Origin of the sequence: Chitinophaga sp. (assembly GCF_035564935.1) — a bacterium.
GTDB lineage: Bacteria > Bacteroidota > Bacteroidia > Chitinophagales > Chitinophagaceae > Chitinophaga.
The window spans coordinates 1-14,562 of record NZ_DATMTE010000056.1; the positions used below are offsets into that span (position 1 = coordinate 1).

Consider the following 14,562-nt stretch of genomic DNA (forward strand, 5'->3'; position numbering starts at 1 on the left):
CACCGCTCCAAAGGGTCAATTACCTGTATGATTAATATCTCTCAAAATAATTACATAGGTTTCGATGCACTCTTTAACCATGCCACCATTAGTATACTGGTAGCTGACCAGCAGCACCGGATCCTGATGGCGAACCCCTTCCTGCTCAACCAGTTTGGCTATACAAAAGATGAACTGGCAGGACAGTTAGTTAGCCTGCTGCTCCCCACTAACGGCAAAGAAGAATACGCTACACGGAAAAACGGCAGCCAGTTTCCGGTAGAAATAAGCCGGGCCGTCCACACTACGCCAGAAGGAATACTAACTATTATCTACATCACTGATACTACGGATCGCCGCAATGCGGAGATGACATTGCGGGAGCTGTCGCACCAACGGAAAGAAGCAACGGTGAAAGACAGGTCCCTTCAACGGATGACCAGCTTCCTCAACAGTTTATGGACCAGCACCGGCGCCATGATCATCGTTATCAATAACGACGGCTTTATCAGGTGGTTCAACCCCGCTGCTGAAAGGATACTGGGTTATAAAGCCAGCGAAGTAGTGGACGTATATACCCCCATGCTGCTACACGATCCGGAAGAAGTTGCCCTGCGGGCAGAACAATTCTCCCAACAGCTGAACCAACCTGTTGCCCCCGGCATAGAAACCCTTACTATTAAGGCCAGGCTGAACCTGTACAACGAATATGAATGGCAATATATCCGGAAAGACGGCACCACCCTGCCGGTATCCCTGACCGTATCCGCCATTCGCGATGCCAGCGAGATTACCGGGTATATCGGTATTGCCATCGATCTTTCCCGCATCAAGATAGCTGAGTCCGAACTGAGAAGCTCCCTGGAAAAAGAACGCGAGCTCAATGAACTCAAATCCAGGTTTGTATCCCTGGCCTCCCACGAATTTAGAACACCACTCAGCGCTATCCTCTCTTCCATTTACCTGGTATCTAAATACGAATCAGATGATGATGTACCTAAACGGAGTAAGCATATCCAACGCATTATTTCTTCCGTAAATATGCTCACAGATATATTGAACGACTTCCTGTCGGTAGGGAAAATAGAAGAAGGAAAGATACAGGTACGCCACAGTACTTTTGATGCCGGGAAACATATCAGCAATATCCTCGGCGAGATGGACGGGCTTAAAAAATCAAGGCAGAATATTTACTATGCACACCACGGCGCCGCCCAGGCCTGCATGGATCCTACGCTGTTAAAACACATCGTTATGAACCTTGTATCCAATGCCATCAAATTTTCCCCGGAGGGAGCCATTATTTCCATCCGTTCACAATGCAGCGACGGCGCCTTCCGTTTATCTGTAAAAGATAAAGGGATAGGTATCTCGGCTGAAGACCGCCAGCATCTTTTTGAGCGGTTCTTCCGCAGCCAGCAGGTATCCAACATCCAGGGCACAGGACTGGGACTTCATATCGTAGCCAAATACGCAGAACTGATGAATGGTACGGTTACCTGCGACAGCCATCCTGAAAAGGGCACTGAGTTTATTGTTACGGTTCCTTTCCCCAAAAACTGATCATAATGGAAAAAATATTGCTGATTGAAGATAATCCGGCTATTTGCGACAACGTAGCGGAAATCCTGGAACTGGCCAACTACCAGGTGCTTACCGCCACCAACGGCAAAGAAGGAGTGGCAATGGCGCTGGAACACCTGCCCGATCTGATCGTATGCGATATTATGATGCCCGTGCTGGACGGCTATGGCGTATTGCATATGCTACATAAAAACAGGGCCCTGCAAAAAACGCCGTTCATCTTCCTCACCGCCAAAGCAGAAAGAACAGATATGCGAAAAGGAATGGAACTGGGAGCAGATGATTATATCACCAAACCCTTTGAGGGCACGGAATTACTCAGCGCCATTGAAAGCCGCCTGAAAAGATGCGCAGAGATCAAACAGGATACGGTAACCGGTTTGCACGGACTCCGTGTGCTGCTGTCGGCCAGTACCGGTAAAGATCCGCTCACCATGCTCAGGGAAGACCGTAACACCAACCATTATAAAAAGAAACAAAGTATTTACGCCGCCGGCAACCGCCCGGACCATCTGTACTACCTCCTGAAGGGAAAAGTAAAAACCTATAAACGTAATGACGAAGGCAAGGAACTGATCATCGGTTTGTATAATAAAGGCGATTTCCTGGGATATAACGCACTCCTCGAAGGCGGCAATTACCAGGAATATGCCGAGGCGATGGAAGATACGCTGCTGGCAGTTATTCCGCATAAAGACTTTGAACAACTGATCAGCAGCAACCCGGAAGTACTGGGAAAATTTATCCAGCTTTTATCTAAAGAAATGGCGGAGAAAGAACAGCAGCTGATCGGGCTGGCATATAATTCACTCCGCAAAAAAGTAGCGGAAGCCCTGCTGCTTCTCAACAAGAAATATAATACGGAAGACAGCAAACATTTTACAATTGATATAAGCCGGGAGAACCTTGCTGCAGTAGCAGGAGTGGCCAAGGAATCGCTGATACGGACATTGGGCGACTTCAGGGACGAGGAACTGATTACATTGAAAGAAGGACAGATCGCCGTACTGTCTGTCAAAAAACTGGCAGCACTGGTAAACTAAGGGAGCTATACTTTTTCTGCGGCAATAAATACAAGAAAGGCTACTTTCAGCCGCTCATATTCCTCCATCATTCCTTCCATATCACTTTTCAGCACAGCATAAACGTGAGGGGAAGGTACCTCTGCCGGTTGTTTATTTAACCATTCCAGCTGCTCCCCAACTTCATGCCTTAACAGGATAAGCAATTCCTCCCTGTCCAGCATAGTAAGCTGAAACTCTTCCGCCTCCTCAATAAACGACCGCCGCGTTGTTTCCTTCAACGCAGCCGCCAACCGGTTGATCAGCGAGGCATTATCTTCTCTTAAGGCTTTCAGTATCCTGATCCAGTTATTGCATGCTTCCTTATAGGCAGCAATATCTGTTTCCCTCAAAGGTTCATAAGACATATTGATAATTGCTAGTTGTAATAGGTTTGCTGCATCTGCAGGCGCTGATCTGCACTCCATCTCTTTAACAGCTGACATAAATGTTGCTGATGATGATTCATCTGGCGGATACCCGACATCAGCTCCATTAAATACCGGAGATACTGTTCTCCGGGTAAATAATTCTCTCTCTTCGCCACATCTTCCAGCGCTGCCGTCATTGATTTGCTTTGCAAAACAAATTCTCTTACTACTTTATATAACTTGTTGATATGCTCCTGCCCGGGCTCTGCAGCCGGTTCTCTTTTTCTGGATCTTGCAGATGGCTGCAATTCCTGTTTCATATTACGCAGGATCACATTATGATAAATGGATACTTCCCGGTAAAAATGAATGAGCAGATCGCTGAAGTCGAGATACAAACCCGGTAAAGTACCTGCAGCCGACTGTACCTGTGTGTAAAAATCTTCCAGCTTCTCCAGCACCCTGGCCGTTTCCGGCGCAGCTTTCTCCACAATGCAACGCTGTATTTCTTCCGCATACCGGTTGTTGTTACCCGGCATACCTAACTGCATATCCAACAATGTTTTCACACCGGCATGACGACCGTACTGCCTGAAAATATAGTTCCCATATTTGCGTAAATGCCTGATGGGAAAGAATAAAAAACCTTCACAAAATTTCCGCTGACGGGAAGTAGGAGTTAATCCGCTGAACATGATTTGCATTTTTTAAAGAGGTAAAAGTACCACCGCCGATAGAAACGGTGATACCTTCTCAACAGCACGTCTCGCTTCGTTCACACTTAGGGATCCGGGTGGCTGTCCGGATGTTATAACAAAACTAACGCGGAATATACTATTGAACAATGACGTGCATTACTCCTCCTGCTGACTGTCATCATTTTTTAGGATGACCGGGGTCATTATCTGCCCGCGGAGGCTGGTAATCCATGCAGCGGTAAACGAGGAATTTCCTTACTACACGACCTTGCCGGGTAACAACAATAGGGGGCAGCGAACGAATAGTGCTGAAATAGGGCGCCAGCTCCTCTTCTACAAATTCCTGCTCATCCACATCGTCATTTACATCAGTAAGCGAGTTAATAAACAGGGCATTTTTTCCTTTTAATGCGTTGATATCCGTGCCGATAAAGTCAAATTGCAGGGCATTTTCGCCGATGATATTGCGGGAATAAACCATCCGGCCCAGGTAAAGATTCAGCATTGCGCTGGTTTTATAATCATCTGCAGAAAAAATGAAATCATCAGGGTATTCCTTTGCCAGTGTTTTTACCCCCGCTCCCAATCCCTTCCAGCCTATCATGGTATCATCCGAATGAATAGGCACAGGGTAAAAAATAACTTCCACCGCCAACGCAAGATGTATGATCAATGAGCAGATCCATTGCCAACGCACGTACCTGAAAGTGATCCAGGTACTTACCCATATAATGCCTGTAATATAAGCAGGCATCATCCAGTTGATCTTTACCCAGTAGATAGGGGAAATCAGCAGGAAAATGCCGAAAACCGGGATAAAGAAGCATAACAGGAAGAGTTGCCGCGCGGAAATCCGGTGAATATGCCACCCGTACTTACGTACCAGCCGGTACACGTAATATATCAAGGCAAAAAATAATACCGGCATCAGGATCGCCGCCTGGTGACCAATTACCCCAAAGAAATCCAACGGGTGAAATTCCACCCCGCCTACCCTTCCGGACGACTGGAACCTGAAAGAGGCAAAGTTGTTATCCACATTCCAGATCACTACCGGTAAAATAGTAATAAAGAAAAAGAGAACACTGGCAAAGAACCAGGGCGACCATAAATACCGCCGGTGCTGCCGTGACAACAACAGGAAGAGTACCGCGCCTGCCGGGAGGAAAACAGCCGTGTATTTACTGTCGAATGCCAGTCCCATGGCAATTCCCGCCCATATCCACCAGGCTTTGCGCTGCTCAAACACCGCCCGGTACACGGCAGTTAGCGACAAAGTCCAGAACAGCAGTAAAGGCACATCAGGAGTGGATACCAGCGAAAGAATAGTGATCATCAGTGTAGCGCCCAGCAGCAACAGGCCATTCCAGGCCCGCTCTTTAGGAAGGAAACACCGGGCCAGGGTATAAAAAGCCAGCAGCGTACCAATGGTTACCAGCGTATCTGCCAGCTTGATCACAAATACATGGGCACCCAGCAAGTCTGTAAAAGCACGCAGGATCCATGCAATAGCCGGGGGATGATCGAAATAAGACAAGGCAAAATGCTGCCCGTAAAAATAATAATAGGCATCCTGGGGCATGGCTCCCATGATGCCTATGAATGAAAATCTTAACAGCACAATGAACCCGACGGCAACAGCCATCCATTTATTTGCTGTGATATAGGCAATAAAACGCTTACCCCCCGATAGATCCTGCATATATAGGCTGACAGTTATAATTGTAACAGATGTTGTGATCAGATGCCCATCTTCCACAATCTCTGTGCCGCTTGGTAATTTTATCGCCGGCTTAACTATAATTAACACAATGATACAGCCCCTGTTCAGCTTTAGCAGGTTTTATGCTATTTCCCGGCCAGGCTGCCGGCGCCGCCATCAGCACAGAAAGGATCACCAGTTTGAGGAAATCTGCTGACAGCAACGCCACAATTCTTCCTGCACCGGCATTAAACAACTCTCTTAAACGGGTACACGAATATGGAATACTATCCCCTTAAAAAATCAAAAAAAATCATTATAATCAGCGTAATCCTGAGTCAGACAAAATCCGCGCTGCTAAAATTCGTAAATTTATTGCACCTCTTTTACCAAAACGACCTGCATGGCTGGACAAATCAATTTACCGGAGCACATCAAAGGTTTGGATGAAGCAGCTGTTGCAGCTTCAAGACAACAATACGGCAGCAATATTCCACCACAGCCTGCTACCAGCCCGCTGATGGCCGTATTGAAAGAGATCATGGAAGAACCCATGCTGGTGTTGCTGATAGCCGTTACCGCCATTTATTTTGTGCTGGGGGAACTTGGCGAGGCCTATTTTATGCTGGCTGCCATCGCGCTGGTATCCGGCATCTCCTTTTACCAGGACAGCCGCAGCCGTAAAGCGTTGGAAGCGCTGGAGGAAATGAATGAGCCGCTCAGCAAGGTTATCCGTAACGGGGAGCTTGTCAGTATTCCTACCAGCGAAATTGTTAAGGGAGATATGATGCTGGTTTCCGAAGGTAGTACGATCAATGCCGATGGAATTATTGTACACAGTAACGACTTCTCGGTCAATGAGTCCGCCCTTACCGGCGAGGCATATGCCGTATTCAAGCAGGCCGGCAGCGATGATAATAACGTATACAGCGGCGCAGTGGTGGTATCAGGGCTGGCCATTTGTGAAGTACAGGAAATTGGTGCGCAAACAAAGATGGGGAAACTGGGCACTGCTATTCTGAACATCAGGGAAGAAACCACTCCCCTGCAATTGCAAATCCGCCAGTTTGTAAAATGGATGGCCATAGCCGGTGCGGTCGTTTTCGTGGCTGTATGGCTGTTCAACTACATCCGCAGCGGCAGCGTTACGGATAGTCTTTTGAAAGGACTAACACTGGCCATGTCTATCCTGCCGGAAGAAATACCCGTAGCCTTTACCACCTTTATGGCGCTGGGCTCCAGGCGGCTGATGCAGATGGGCATCATTGTAAAAAAGATCCGGACCGTAGAGGCCCTTGGCAGCGCCACGGTGATCTGTACCGATAAAACCGGGACTATTACTGAAAATAAGATGAGCCTCAAGGCTGTATATAACGGGGCAGACTATACGCTATATGAAGAAGGCCACTTTCCCACTGCGCTGATCACTACCGCCATGTGGGCCAGTGAACCCGTACCGTTTGACCCGATGGAGAAAACACTGCACCGCCTGTACGAAGAAATGACGCCCGCGGATGAACGGAACAATTATACAATGGTACATGAATACCCGCTGGAAGGCAAGCCTCCTATGATGACGCATATTTTCGGAAATGCTGCCGGCAAACGCATCGTAGCGGCGAAAGGAGCGCCGGAAGCGATACTGCAGGTTTCCCATCTCCCCGAAAAAGAAAAACAGGTAATCCTTAACCAGGTAAATGCACTGGCTGCAGAAGGATACCGGGTGCTGGGCGTTGCTACTTCGGATTTTACGGGCAACAACTACCCGGCCACACAACAGGAGCTGCCTTTTGTTTTCACCGGCCTGCTGGCCTTTTATGATCCGCCTAAAAGTAATATAGGCGAGGTGTTCAGGCACTTCTACCAGGCAGGTATTAAAGTAAAGATCATTACCGGCGATAATGCCGTTACCACCTGCGCTATAGCCCGGCAGGCCGGGCTGCAGCAGGCAGAAGAAGCGGTAAACGGCGATACGCTGATGAAAATGGAAGAGAAAAAGATGCAATATACCCTCCGGTCTGTCAACATTTTTACACGCATGTTCCCCGAAGCTAAACTGGCCGCCATCAATGCTTTGAAGGCAGATAATGAAGTAGTGGCCATGACCGGCGACGGCGTAAATGACGGTCCCGCGCTCAAAGCCGCCCATATAGGCATTGCAATGGGTAAAAAAGGAACAGAGATCGCCAAACAGGCGGCTGCATTGATCCTCGTGAACGATGATCTCAGCAGCATGGTAGATGCCATTGCCATGGGACGCAGGATCTATACCAATATTAAAAAGGCTGTACAATATATTATCTCTATCCATATTCCTATTATACTCACGGTATCTCTCCCGCTGTTCCTTGGCTGGGTGTACCCGGATATTTTCACACCGGTGCATGTAATTTTCCTGGAAGTAATTATGGGGCCCACCTGCTCCATTGTATATGAAAATGAACCCATGGAAGAAAACGCCATGCAGCAGCCACCACGGCCTATTACACAAACTTTCCTGTCTTTCCGGGAAATGAATGTCAGCATCCTGCAGGGACTCATGATCACCGCAGGCGTGATGATTGCCTACCAATGGAGCGTGGCACGCGGAGCAGATGAAGTACTCACCCGCAGTATGGTATTCACCACACTGGTATTCGCCAATATTTTCCTTACCTTGGTTAACCGTTCATTCTATTACTCCTTTATACACAGCATGCGCAACCGGAATCGGTTGATGGTGGGCGTTATAGGCATCACGCTGCTGTTGCTGGCTGCTATGTTGTATGCGCCGCCGGTAGCGGGCTTCTTCAGTATTACCGGCCTTTCACTGTACGAACTGCTGTTATGCACAGGTATCAGCGCAGCATCGGTATTATGGTTTGAAATATGGAAGCTGGGAAAAAGAAAATTTCAACGCAATTAAACTGACAATATGAAGGTATTCACAACAAGGGTTATTCCGGAAGAAGGGTTGCAACTGCTGCAACGTGCAGGCTTTACCGTTATACAGTGGCAGGAAGAAAAAGAAATGACGCCTGCACAAAGAGTACAATATTGTAAAGAGAGTGATGCCCTGCTTTTTGCCGGTGGCCAAAAACTGGACCGGGCATTTTTAGAACAATGCAGGCACCTGAAAGTGATCAGCCTTTTATCTGTAGGATTTGATAACGTAGACCTGAAAGCAGCCACTGAACTCGGATTGCAGATCACCAACACACCCGGCGTGCTGAGCAACGCTACCGCCGATACCGCTTTTTTACTGATGATGTCGGTAGCCCGCAAAGCCTTCTTCCAGCACAAAAGAATTATAAAAGGCGAATGGGGGTTTTCCACACCTACCGCTAACCTCGGCATAGATATAGAAGGGAAAACACTCGGCATATGGGGGCTTGGGAATATAGGAACGGTAATGGCTAAACGCTGTAAAGCAGCCTTTGGTATGAAGGTAATTTATTGTAACCGGCACCGTAACGAAGCGGCTGAAAAAGAACTGGATGCCACCTTTGTTAGTTTCGATGAACTGCTGCAACAAAGTGATGTTGTGAGCATACATACTTCCCTTACACCTGAAACAAAAGAAAAGTTCAATAAAGACGCTTTCCGGAAAATGAAGCCCACCGCCATTTTCATCAATACGGCGCGGGGCGGCATCCACAACGAAACCGACCTCATTGCTGCGCTGCAGGATGGCGAAATATGGGGCGCAGGACTGGATGTTACCAATCCCGAGCCCATGCATCCGGACAACCCGTTGCTGAACATGCCTACAGTGGCGGTATTACCGCATATCGGCTCGGCAACCCTGGAAACCCGGAACGCCATGTCGAAGATTGCTGCCCTGAATGTAATTGCCGCATTAACCGGCCAGCCGGTACCTAATCCGGTAAATCATCTTTACAACCTGTAAAGGCAGCCCGTGATTGTTGGGTTAATACATATTCATTAACTTTAGTGAAAGCTCTCCAGCATGAAAAAGGTCGCTATCATAGGCGGATTACGCATCCCTTTCGTAAGGTCCTTTAAAGAATACAATCATATCAGCAACCAGGAAATGTTAACCACCGTTCTGACTGCACTGGTCGATAAATACCAGCTATCGGGGAAACGGCTGGGAGAAGTGGCGCTGGGCGCACTGCTTAACCGCTCCACCGACTGGAACTTTGCCAGGGAATGCGTACTGGGCACGGCGCTTGACCCGCATACGCCCGCCTATAGTGTGCTGAGGGCCTGCGGCACCAGCCTGGATACCACTATTCAGCTGGGCCTGCGCATTGGCTGCGGGCAAATAGATACCGCCATCAGCGGCGGCAGCGATACCAACAGCGATATCCCCCTTCTTTTCCAGCAACAACTCGCATGGAAGCTAACGGATCTTCGCGCTGCCAAAACATTTTCACAACGGCTTAAAATACTGACCTCTATCCGTTTCAAAGACCTGAAGCCGCTGTATCCTTCTATCGTGGAACCCAGAACTGGCCTGTCTATGGGACAGCATACCGAAAAGATGGTGAAGGAATGGGGCATTACACGCCAGGAACAGGATGCACTGGCCTACCAAAGCCATATGAATGCCGCAAAAGCTTATGATGAAGGCTTTTTCAATGATCTTATTGTTCCCTATAAAGGCGTTAAAAGAGACACGATTGTACGGGCAGATACCACCCCGGAAAAACTGGCTGCATTAAAACCAGCTTTCGACTTCAGCGGCAATGGTTCCTTAACTGCCGGCAACAGCACCTTATATACCGATGGCGCCGCCGCCCTGCTGATGGCCTCCGAAGAATATGCGCAACAGCAAAACTGGCCGGTGCTGGCCCACCTGGTAGATGCCGAAACCGCCGCAGTGGATTATGTTAACGGTGAAGGACTGCTAATGGCGCCTACCTATGCCGTGGCACGCATGTTAAAACGCAATCACCTGCAGCTGCAGGATTTTGATATTTATGAAATCCATGAAGCCTTCAGCGGGCAGGTACTCTGCACGCTGAAAGCCTGGGAAGATGCTGCCTATTGCAAAAAGCTGGGATGGGATACGCCGTTGGGCAGCATCGACCGCAGCAAACTGAATACAAAAGGCGGCAGCGTGGCCATTGGCCATCCGTTCGCCGCCACCGGCGCCCGCATTGTAGCGCAAACGGCTAAGATCCTGGAACAGCGCGGCAGCGGGCGCGCACTGATATCTATCTGCACTGCCGGCGGGATGGGCGTAACCGCTATACTGGAAAGATAAATTATTATTCACTTCACTTTCGTTGATCAGCATTTTCCGGCGTTTTATTACCGTATAGCTGGCAAATACCTATCAACTGGCGGGTGCAAATGAATGGCGGGAATATTTAATTGTCATATGTACACGTGTTATTCTCTCCACAAAAAAACCGCCCCGGGAAACCGGGACGGTTGGTCCATTGTCATCCATTTCACCGAATAAATAATTCGTAACATGCATAATGCAGATACCATGCCGGAAATGATTCCCTATGGCGCCTTCGGCGCCGCGCGAGTTATGTCTGACGCAGGATTACGCTGATTATACTGATTACCGGATATTATTTATGATTACAGTGTAGTTGGCTGACTTAAGATTATCGGATACTATTTTAAATTTTTTGATTAAGGATTGCAACGATATTTTTTTACCGTAATGAAACCGGAACTTAGTGCAATACTTTTTCAAGTTCTTTTTCTAAAGCTTCTCCTCTCAGGTTAGTGGCAATGATACGTCCCTGCGGATCGAGCAGGAAATTTTGCGGGATGGAATGGATCATGTATAATTTAGCGATATCGCTTTTCCACCATTTCAGATCGCTTACATGATGCCATGCAAGACCATCCTTTTCAATAGCGGCAGTCCATTTTGCAGCATCACCGGTTCTGTCGAGGGAAACGCCCAGGATATCAAAGTTCTTATCCTTGAATTTATTGTATGCTTTTACCACGTTAGGGTTTTCTGCACGGCAGGGACCACACCAGCTGGCCCAGAAATCAAGCAGTACATATTTACCCCGCAGATCAGACAGCTTCATGGTTTTACCATCAGGAGTAGGAGCCGAAAAATCAGGCGCTACCTGGTTTTTTCCCAGCAGTGCAGATGCTTTCAGCAACGCCGTAGCTTTTTGCCCGATGCCGGACTCGCGTAAAGCCAGCGGAAATTTATCCAGCAATTGCTGTGTACCTGCAATATCTTCCACGCGGCCACCCATATTTTCATAGAAGGTAACAAGGCTCACATAATAATTGGTGTGCGACAGCATGAATTTTTCCTGCAGTTCGTCCTTTTCTTTCGCCAGCTTCCTGTAAGCCGTAACCATCGCGTAATAACCGGTGGTGTCTTTCTTTTCCTGCATCATCATTTTCTGCGCCATCGTGTTGAGCGAGTCCATACCTTTTGTAGCAGGCGCCAGCGCAGCATCCATTTCAAGTTGCTGCCTTGTAAGCTCCGATCCTTTGATCACAGCGCCGGACATCGCATTGGGTTCGCCGGGCGTTTTCAATGTAAAAGTCATCTTGTCCACCGGCGTAATGAATAACGGCTGGTTACCGCGCAAAAGCTTATCTCCCTTGGTACTAAACGACAACATTGCCTGCAGGGTATCCGTTACCCCGTACTGCAGTTTAAAGGCGCCTTTTTCCACCAATGCGGAATCCAGTTTCTGGTACCCGTTCTCGGATGCGCTGAAGAGATAGATATATTCGTTATTAAAGGCAGCCGGTACTTTACCTGTAATAACCGACTTCTTTTGTGCAAATGCACCTGAAACAGCCACCGTTGCGAGGCAGCCGAGCATTAATTTTTTCATACGATCAATGATTGGTTGGTTTTGCCCGAAAGTATAAAAATGCAACAGTGCTTTCAAGTGCTTAATGACAGGCGGTCGGGGAGCGGTGATTACCGGCATGGCTCAGGGAATCAATACCAGCCTGCTGCCACCGGGTACCTCCCGCGTCCAGGCGGCGGCTACTTCCTCCAGGGGCGTTTCAATGGTGCTGATCCGCAATTTTCCTTCGGCTGCGTTCTTCATAATTTCCGGGAACACCTTAAAAACCGCATCCATAGATACGCTGCCACCGCCGCTACCCAGGATCTCCAGGCGCGAGCTGCGCAATGCAGCAGCAGGCAGCGAAATAGGATCGCCAGCCATAGCGCCTACCTGGATCAAGCGGGTGCGGGGCGCTTCTTTGGTCATACTTTTACCCGTTATAGCGGTGATCAACGCCATCACCGGCGTTCCCCAAAGATAATCTATCACTACATCATAGGGTTGGGCAGCAAAGGCTTTTACCAGGTTTTCGGGAGATTGATCCAGTGAAATGCACTCGTCGGCGCCAATCATGCGCAATTGCTCCAATACCGCTTTATTACGGCCGGCTGCAATCACCTTGCCTGCGCCCAAAAGCTTTGCTATCTGCACAGCCAGCTGACCGGAAGTACCGGTAGCGCCGAGGATCAATACGGTTTCACCAGGCTGCAGGTATGCCCTGTGAGTCAATGCCATCCACGACGACATCGCCGGGTTGAAAACCGCAGCCGCGGTGGCATCGGAAAGCTCATCCGGCACAGGAACACTCCAGCTCCCGGTAGTAATACTTTCTTCCGCCATAGTGCCATAAGGCTTACGTACAGCCCCGAAATATACCCTGGCACCATTTGCCAGTAAACCAACGCCATCTACACCGGGAATAAAGGGCTGGTCGCCACCGGCAGAATAATGCTTACCCGCTGCAATAGATTTTACCACCTGGTGTATGGCGGCGGCTTTTACCTGTACAATATACTCATTATCGCCGGCCACCGGACTTGGGAACTGTCCGTATTGAGGAACCTGGCCAGGCGTTACAATGGCTGCATTCATCTTGTTTGCTTTTTATTATAACAAAGGTGCAGGGATATTTTACTTTCCTCCAGCAACACAGTTCCCGCAGGTGCCTCAACTTCTTCATAGAGATCCCGGTACTGTGCCCAATCGATATATGCCGGTACATTCATAACTTATGCAGCTGGAAATATCCCAAATGAACCTGATCGGGTGTTACGTCTGTTACCGGCGTAATCTCCAGGGAATATTTATCTTTCAGATGCGCCGGCAATATATCCTTCACCGCATGTGCATCATCCACATCTACACCGTACTTGTCGTCCACATGCGAAGTGGCTTTTTCCCCGAAACCGGTATGCTTAAAAAAAGTAGTTTCTTTGGATGCCCGTATAGATGCGCCTATATCTTTTTGCACACTGAGGATCTTGTAATGAAATTCTTCCATTTCATCCGGCTTATAGCCGCCCAGGTTCAGGAAAAACAGCTGCATCTCCTGTTGTGTGGATGCTTTCTTTTCCACTACCCTGATCCGGTGGCCGTCTACAAAATTAACTTCCCGGTATCCATCTACATGTAATTTATCTTTGGCCTCCGGCCAGAAGGCTTTCATATCAGGAACCAGGTCGCGTAACTGGTTGCCAATCCCGAAGAATACATCATGCTGCTCGGTATGGCGCCCTTCCAGCGTGCATCCCAGCACTACCATGAACAATTTTAACGTTGCCATCTTTTACTGTTTACAGTAAGAAAGATACAGCATTTTCAGTTCTTGCTCATGGCCTCACGAAGTTGCTGCTCTTTTCCTTCACTCCGGTATTTGCAATCCAGGTTTACAAAAGCAAAAGAGTAGGCCGGCGTGGTGTTTGTTTTCAGCACTGGCTGCACATGCGCATTGCTGCTGAGCAGGTGCATGGTATAACGCGCCACTTCCGGCAATGCAGCGCCGGTGCTTATGTATACCATTCCGGGCAACAACTGTACGGGAACACCTCATCGGCAATAATGATCCAGTTACTATATCCCATCAGCGGCAACAGGCCGTCCAGCTGCATTTGCCACGATGGTTGCGCCGCGGCAGCCACCTTTCCGTTATCCATCTTACAGGAAAACAAAAGTATAACGGACACGGCTATCTGAAAATGTATTTCATAAGTTATACGATAGTAAGATGAAGATGCTGACCTTCCGTTAATTGCAGTGGTGTGGCCAGGTGAATAGTTACGTAACCATTTTCCTCTTTGAAGGAAACCGGCGTTTTTTTATCTCCCCACAATACCTGTTTCACGCCGGTATGCTGAAAACAAAGCGTTTGTAATTGTAACTTGCCGTACTTCAGTTGCAATGTATGGCTCCCGCCTTTTTGCGTAT

14 protein-coding genes are annotated in these 14,562 nt (G+C 48.4%); 5 read left to right on the top strand and 9 right to left on the bottom strand.

What is annotated here, in order from left to right; genetic code table 11:
* Together VN105_RS01455 and VN105_RS01460 are read left to right on the top strand one after the other, a co-directional pair.
* Positions 1-1,542 (top strand): PAS domain S-box protein (locus VN105_RS01455; protein ID WP_325637203.1); only part of this gene is annotated, 1,542 nt, incomplete at its 5' end.
* 5 nt (positions 1,543-1,547) lie between these two features.
* On the top strand, positions 1,548-2,606 hold the full coding sequence (locus VN105_RS01460; protein ID WP_325637205.1) for a response regulator: 1,059 nt from the start codon (positions 1,548-1,550) through the stop codon (positions 2,604-2,606).
* A gap of 5 nt (positions 2,607-2,611) precedes the next feature.
* On the opposite strand, the gene VN105_RS01465 is transcribed toward VN105_RS01460, so the two are convergent.
* The 3 genes from VN105_RS01465 to VN105_RS01475 form a co-directional block, all read right to left on the bottom strand.
* Positions 2,612-2,992: a hypothetical protein gene (locus tag VN105_RS01465; RefSeq protein WP_325637207.1), complete on the bottom strand. Its 381-nt coding sequence runs from the start codon at positions 2,990-2,992 to the stop codon at positions 2,612-2,614.
* An 11-nt stretch (positions 2,993-3,003) separates the two neighbouring features.
* A complete protein-coding gene (locus tag VN105_RS01470) occupies positions 3,004-3,690 on the bottom strand; it encodes a hypothetical protein (protein ID WP_325637209.1) in 687 nt (228 codons plus the stop codon).
* A 181-nt stretch (positions 3,691-3,871) separates the two neighbouring features.
* Positions 3,872-5,395: an ArnT family glycosyltransferase gene (locus VN105_RS01475; protein WP_325637211.1), complete on the bottom strand. Its 1,524-nt coding sequence runs from the start codon at positions 5,393-5,395 to the stop codon at positions 3,872-3,874.
* Between the two features lie 403 nt (positions 5,396-5,798).
* On the opposite strand from VN105_RS01475, the gene VN105_RS01480 reads away from it, so the two are divergent.
* Genes VN105_RS01480 through VN105_RS01490 form a run of 3 tightly spaced genes read left to right on the top strand, consistent with a single transcriptional unit; the run spans position 5,799 to position 10,607 of the window.
* Positions 5,799-8,300, top strand: coding sequence for a cation-translocating P-type ATPase (locus VN105_RS01480; RefSeq protein WP_325637213.1), 2,502 nt, complete (start codon positions 5,799-5,801; stop codon positions 8,298-8,300).
* A gap of 9 nt (positions 8,301-8,309) precedes the next feature.
* The gene (locus VN105_RS01485) at positions 8,310-9,284 is read left to right on the top strand and encodes a D-glycerate dehydrogenase (protein WP_325637215.1); all 975 of its coding nucleotides are present in this window, start codon (positions 8,310-8,312) and stop codon (positions 9,282-9,284) included.
* A gap of 60 nt (positions 9,285-9,344) precedes the next feature.
* Positions 9,345-10,607: an acetyl-CoA C-acetyltransferase gene (locus VN105_RS01490; RefSeq protein WP_325637217.1), complete on the top strand. Its 1,263-nt coding sequence runs from the start codon at positions 9,345-9,347 to the stop codon at positions 10,605-10,607.
* A gap of 427 nt (positions 10,608-11,034) precedes the next feature.
* Here the strand turns inward: VN105_RS01490 and VN105_RS01495 are convergent, their stop codons facing one another.
* The 6 genes from VN105_RS01495 to VN105_RS01520 form a co-directional block, all read right to left on the bottom strand.
* Positions 11,035-12,177, bottom strand: a complete 1,143-nt coding sequence (locus VN105_RS01495) for a TlpA disulfide reductase family protein (protein ID WP_325637219.1) — start codon at positions 12,175-12,177, stop codon at positions 11,035-11,037.
* A gap of 102 nt (positions 12,178-12,279) precedes the next feature.
* A complete protein-coding gene (locus VN105_RS01500) occupies positions 12,280-13,230 on the bottom strand; it encodes a zinc-binding alcohol dehydrogenase family protein (protein WP_325637221.1) in 951 nt (316 codons plus the stop codon).
* Between the two features lie 130 nt (positions 13,231-13,360).
* Positions 13,361-13,921, bottom strand: a complete 561-nt coding sequence (locus VN105_RS01505; protein WP_325637223.1) for a DUF1543 domain-containing protein — start codon at positions 13,919-13,921, stop codon at positions 13,361-13,363.
* Between the two features lie 35 nt (positions 13,922-13,956).
* On the bottom strand, positions 13,957-14,157 hold the full coding sequence (locus VN105_RS01510; RefSeq protein ID WP_325637225.1) for a hypothetical protein: 201 nt from the start codon (positions 14,155-14,157) through the stop codon (positions 13,957-13,959).
* Entirely contained in the window at positions 14,145-14,291 is a 147-nt protein-coding gene (locus tag VN105_RS01515; RefSeq protein WP_325637227.1) for a hypothetical protein, read from the bottom strand. Before VN105_RS01515 ends, VN105_RS01510 begins: the two co-directional genes overlap by 13 nt.
* A 56-nt stretch (positions 14,292-14,347) precedes the next feature.
* A partial coding sequence (locus VN105_RS01520; RefSeq protein WP_325637229.1) for a hypothetical protein occupies positions 14,348-14,562 on the bottom strand: 215 nt, incomplete at its 5' end.

Coding starts and splice junctions, on each gene's coding strand:
- VN105_RS01460 (WP_325637205.1), top strand. CDS start 1,548: ATGGAAAAAATATTGCTGATTGAAGATAATCCGGCTATTTGCGACAAC.
- VN105_RS01465 (WP_325637207.1), bottom strand. CDS start 2,992: ATGTCTTATGAACCTTTGAGGGAAACAGATATTGCTGCCTATAAGGAA.
- VN105_RS01470 (WP_325637209.1), bottom strand. CDS start 3,690: ATGTTCAGCGGATTAACTCCTACTTCCCGTCAGCGGAAATTTTGTGAA.
- VN105_RS01475 (WP_325637211.1), bottom strand. CDS start 5,395: ATGCAGGATCTATCGGGGGGTAAGCGTTTTATTGCCTATATCACAGCA.
- VN105_RS01480 (WP_325637213.1), top strand. CDS start 5,799: ATGGCTGGACAAATCAATTTACCGGAGCACATCAAAGGTTTGGATGAA.
- VN105_RS01485 (WP_325637215.1), top strand. CDS start 8,310: ATGAAGGTATTCACAACAAGGGTTATTCCGGAAGAAGGGTTGCAACTG.
- VN105_RS01490 (WP_325637217.1), top strand. CDS start 9,345: ATGAAAAAGGTCGCTATCATAGGCGGATTACGCATCCCTTTCGTAAGG.
- VN105_RS01495 (WP_325637219.1), bottom strand. CDS start 12,177: ATGAAAAAATTAATGCTCGGCTGCCTCGCAACGGTGGCTGTTTCAGGT.
- VN105_RS01500 (WP_325637221.1), bottom strand. CDS start 13,230: ATGAATGCAGCCATTGTAACGCCTGGCCAGGTTCCTCAATACGGACAG.
- VN105_RS01505 (WP_325637223.1), bottom strand. CDS start 13,921: ATGGCAACGTTAAAATTGTTCATGGTAGTGCTGGGATGCACGCTGGAA.
- VN105_RS01510 (WP_325637225.1), bottom strand. CDS start 14,157: ATGGTATACATAAGCACCGGCGCTGCATTGCCGGAAGTGGCGCGTTAT.
- VN105_RS01515 (WP_325637227.1), bottom strand. CDS start 14,291: ATGGATAACGGAAAGGTGGCTGCCGCGGCGCAACCATCGTGGCAAATG.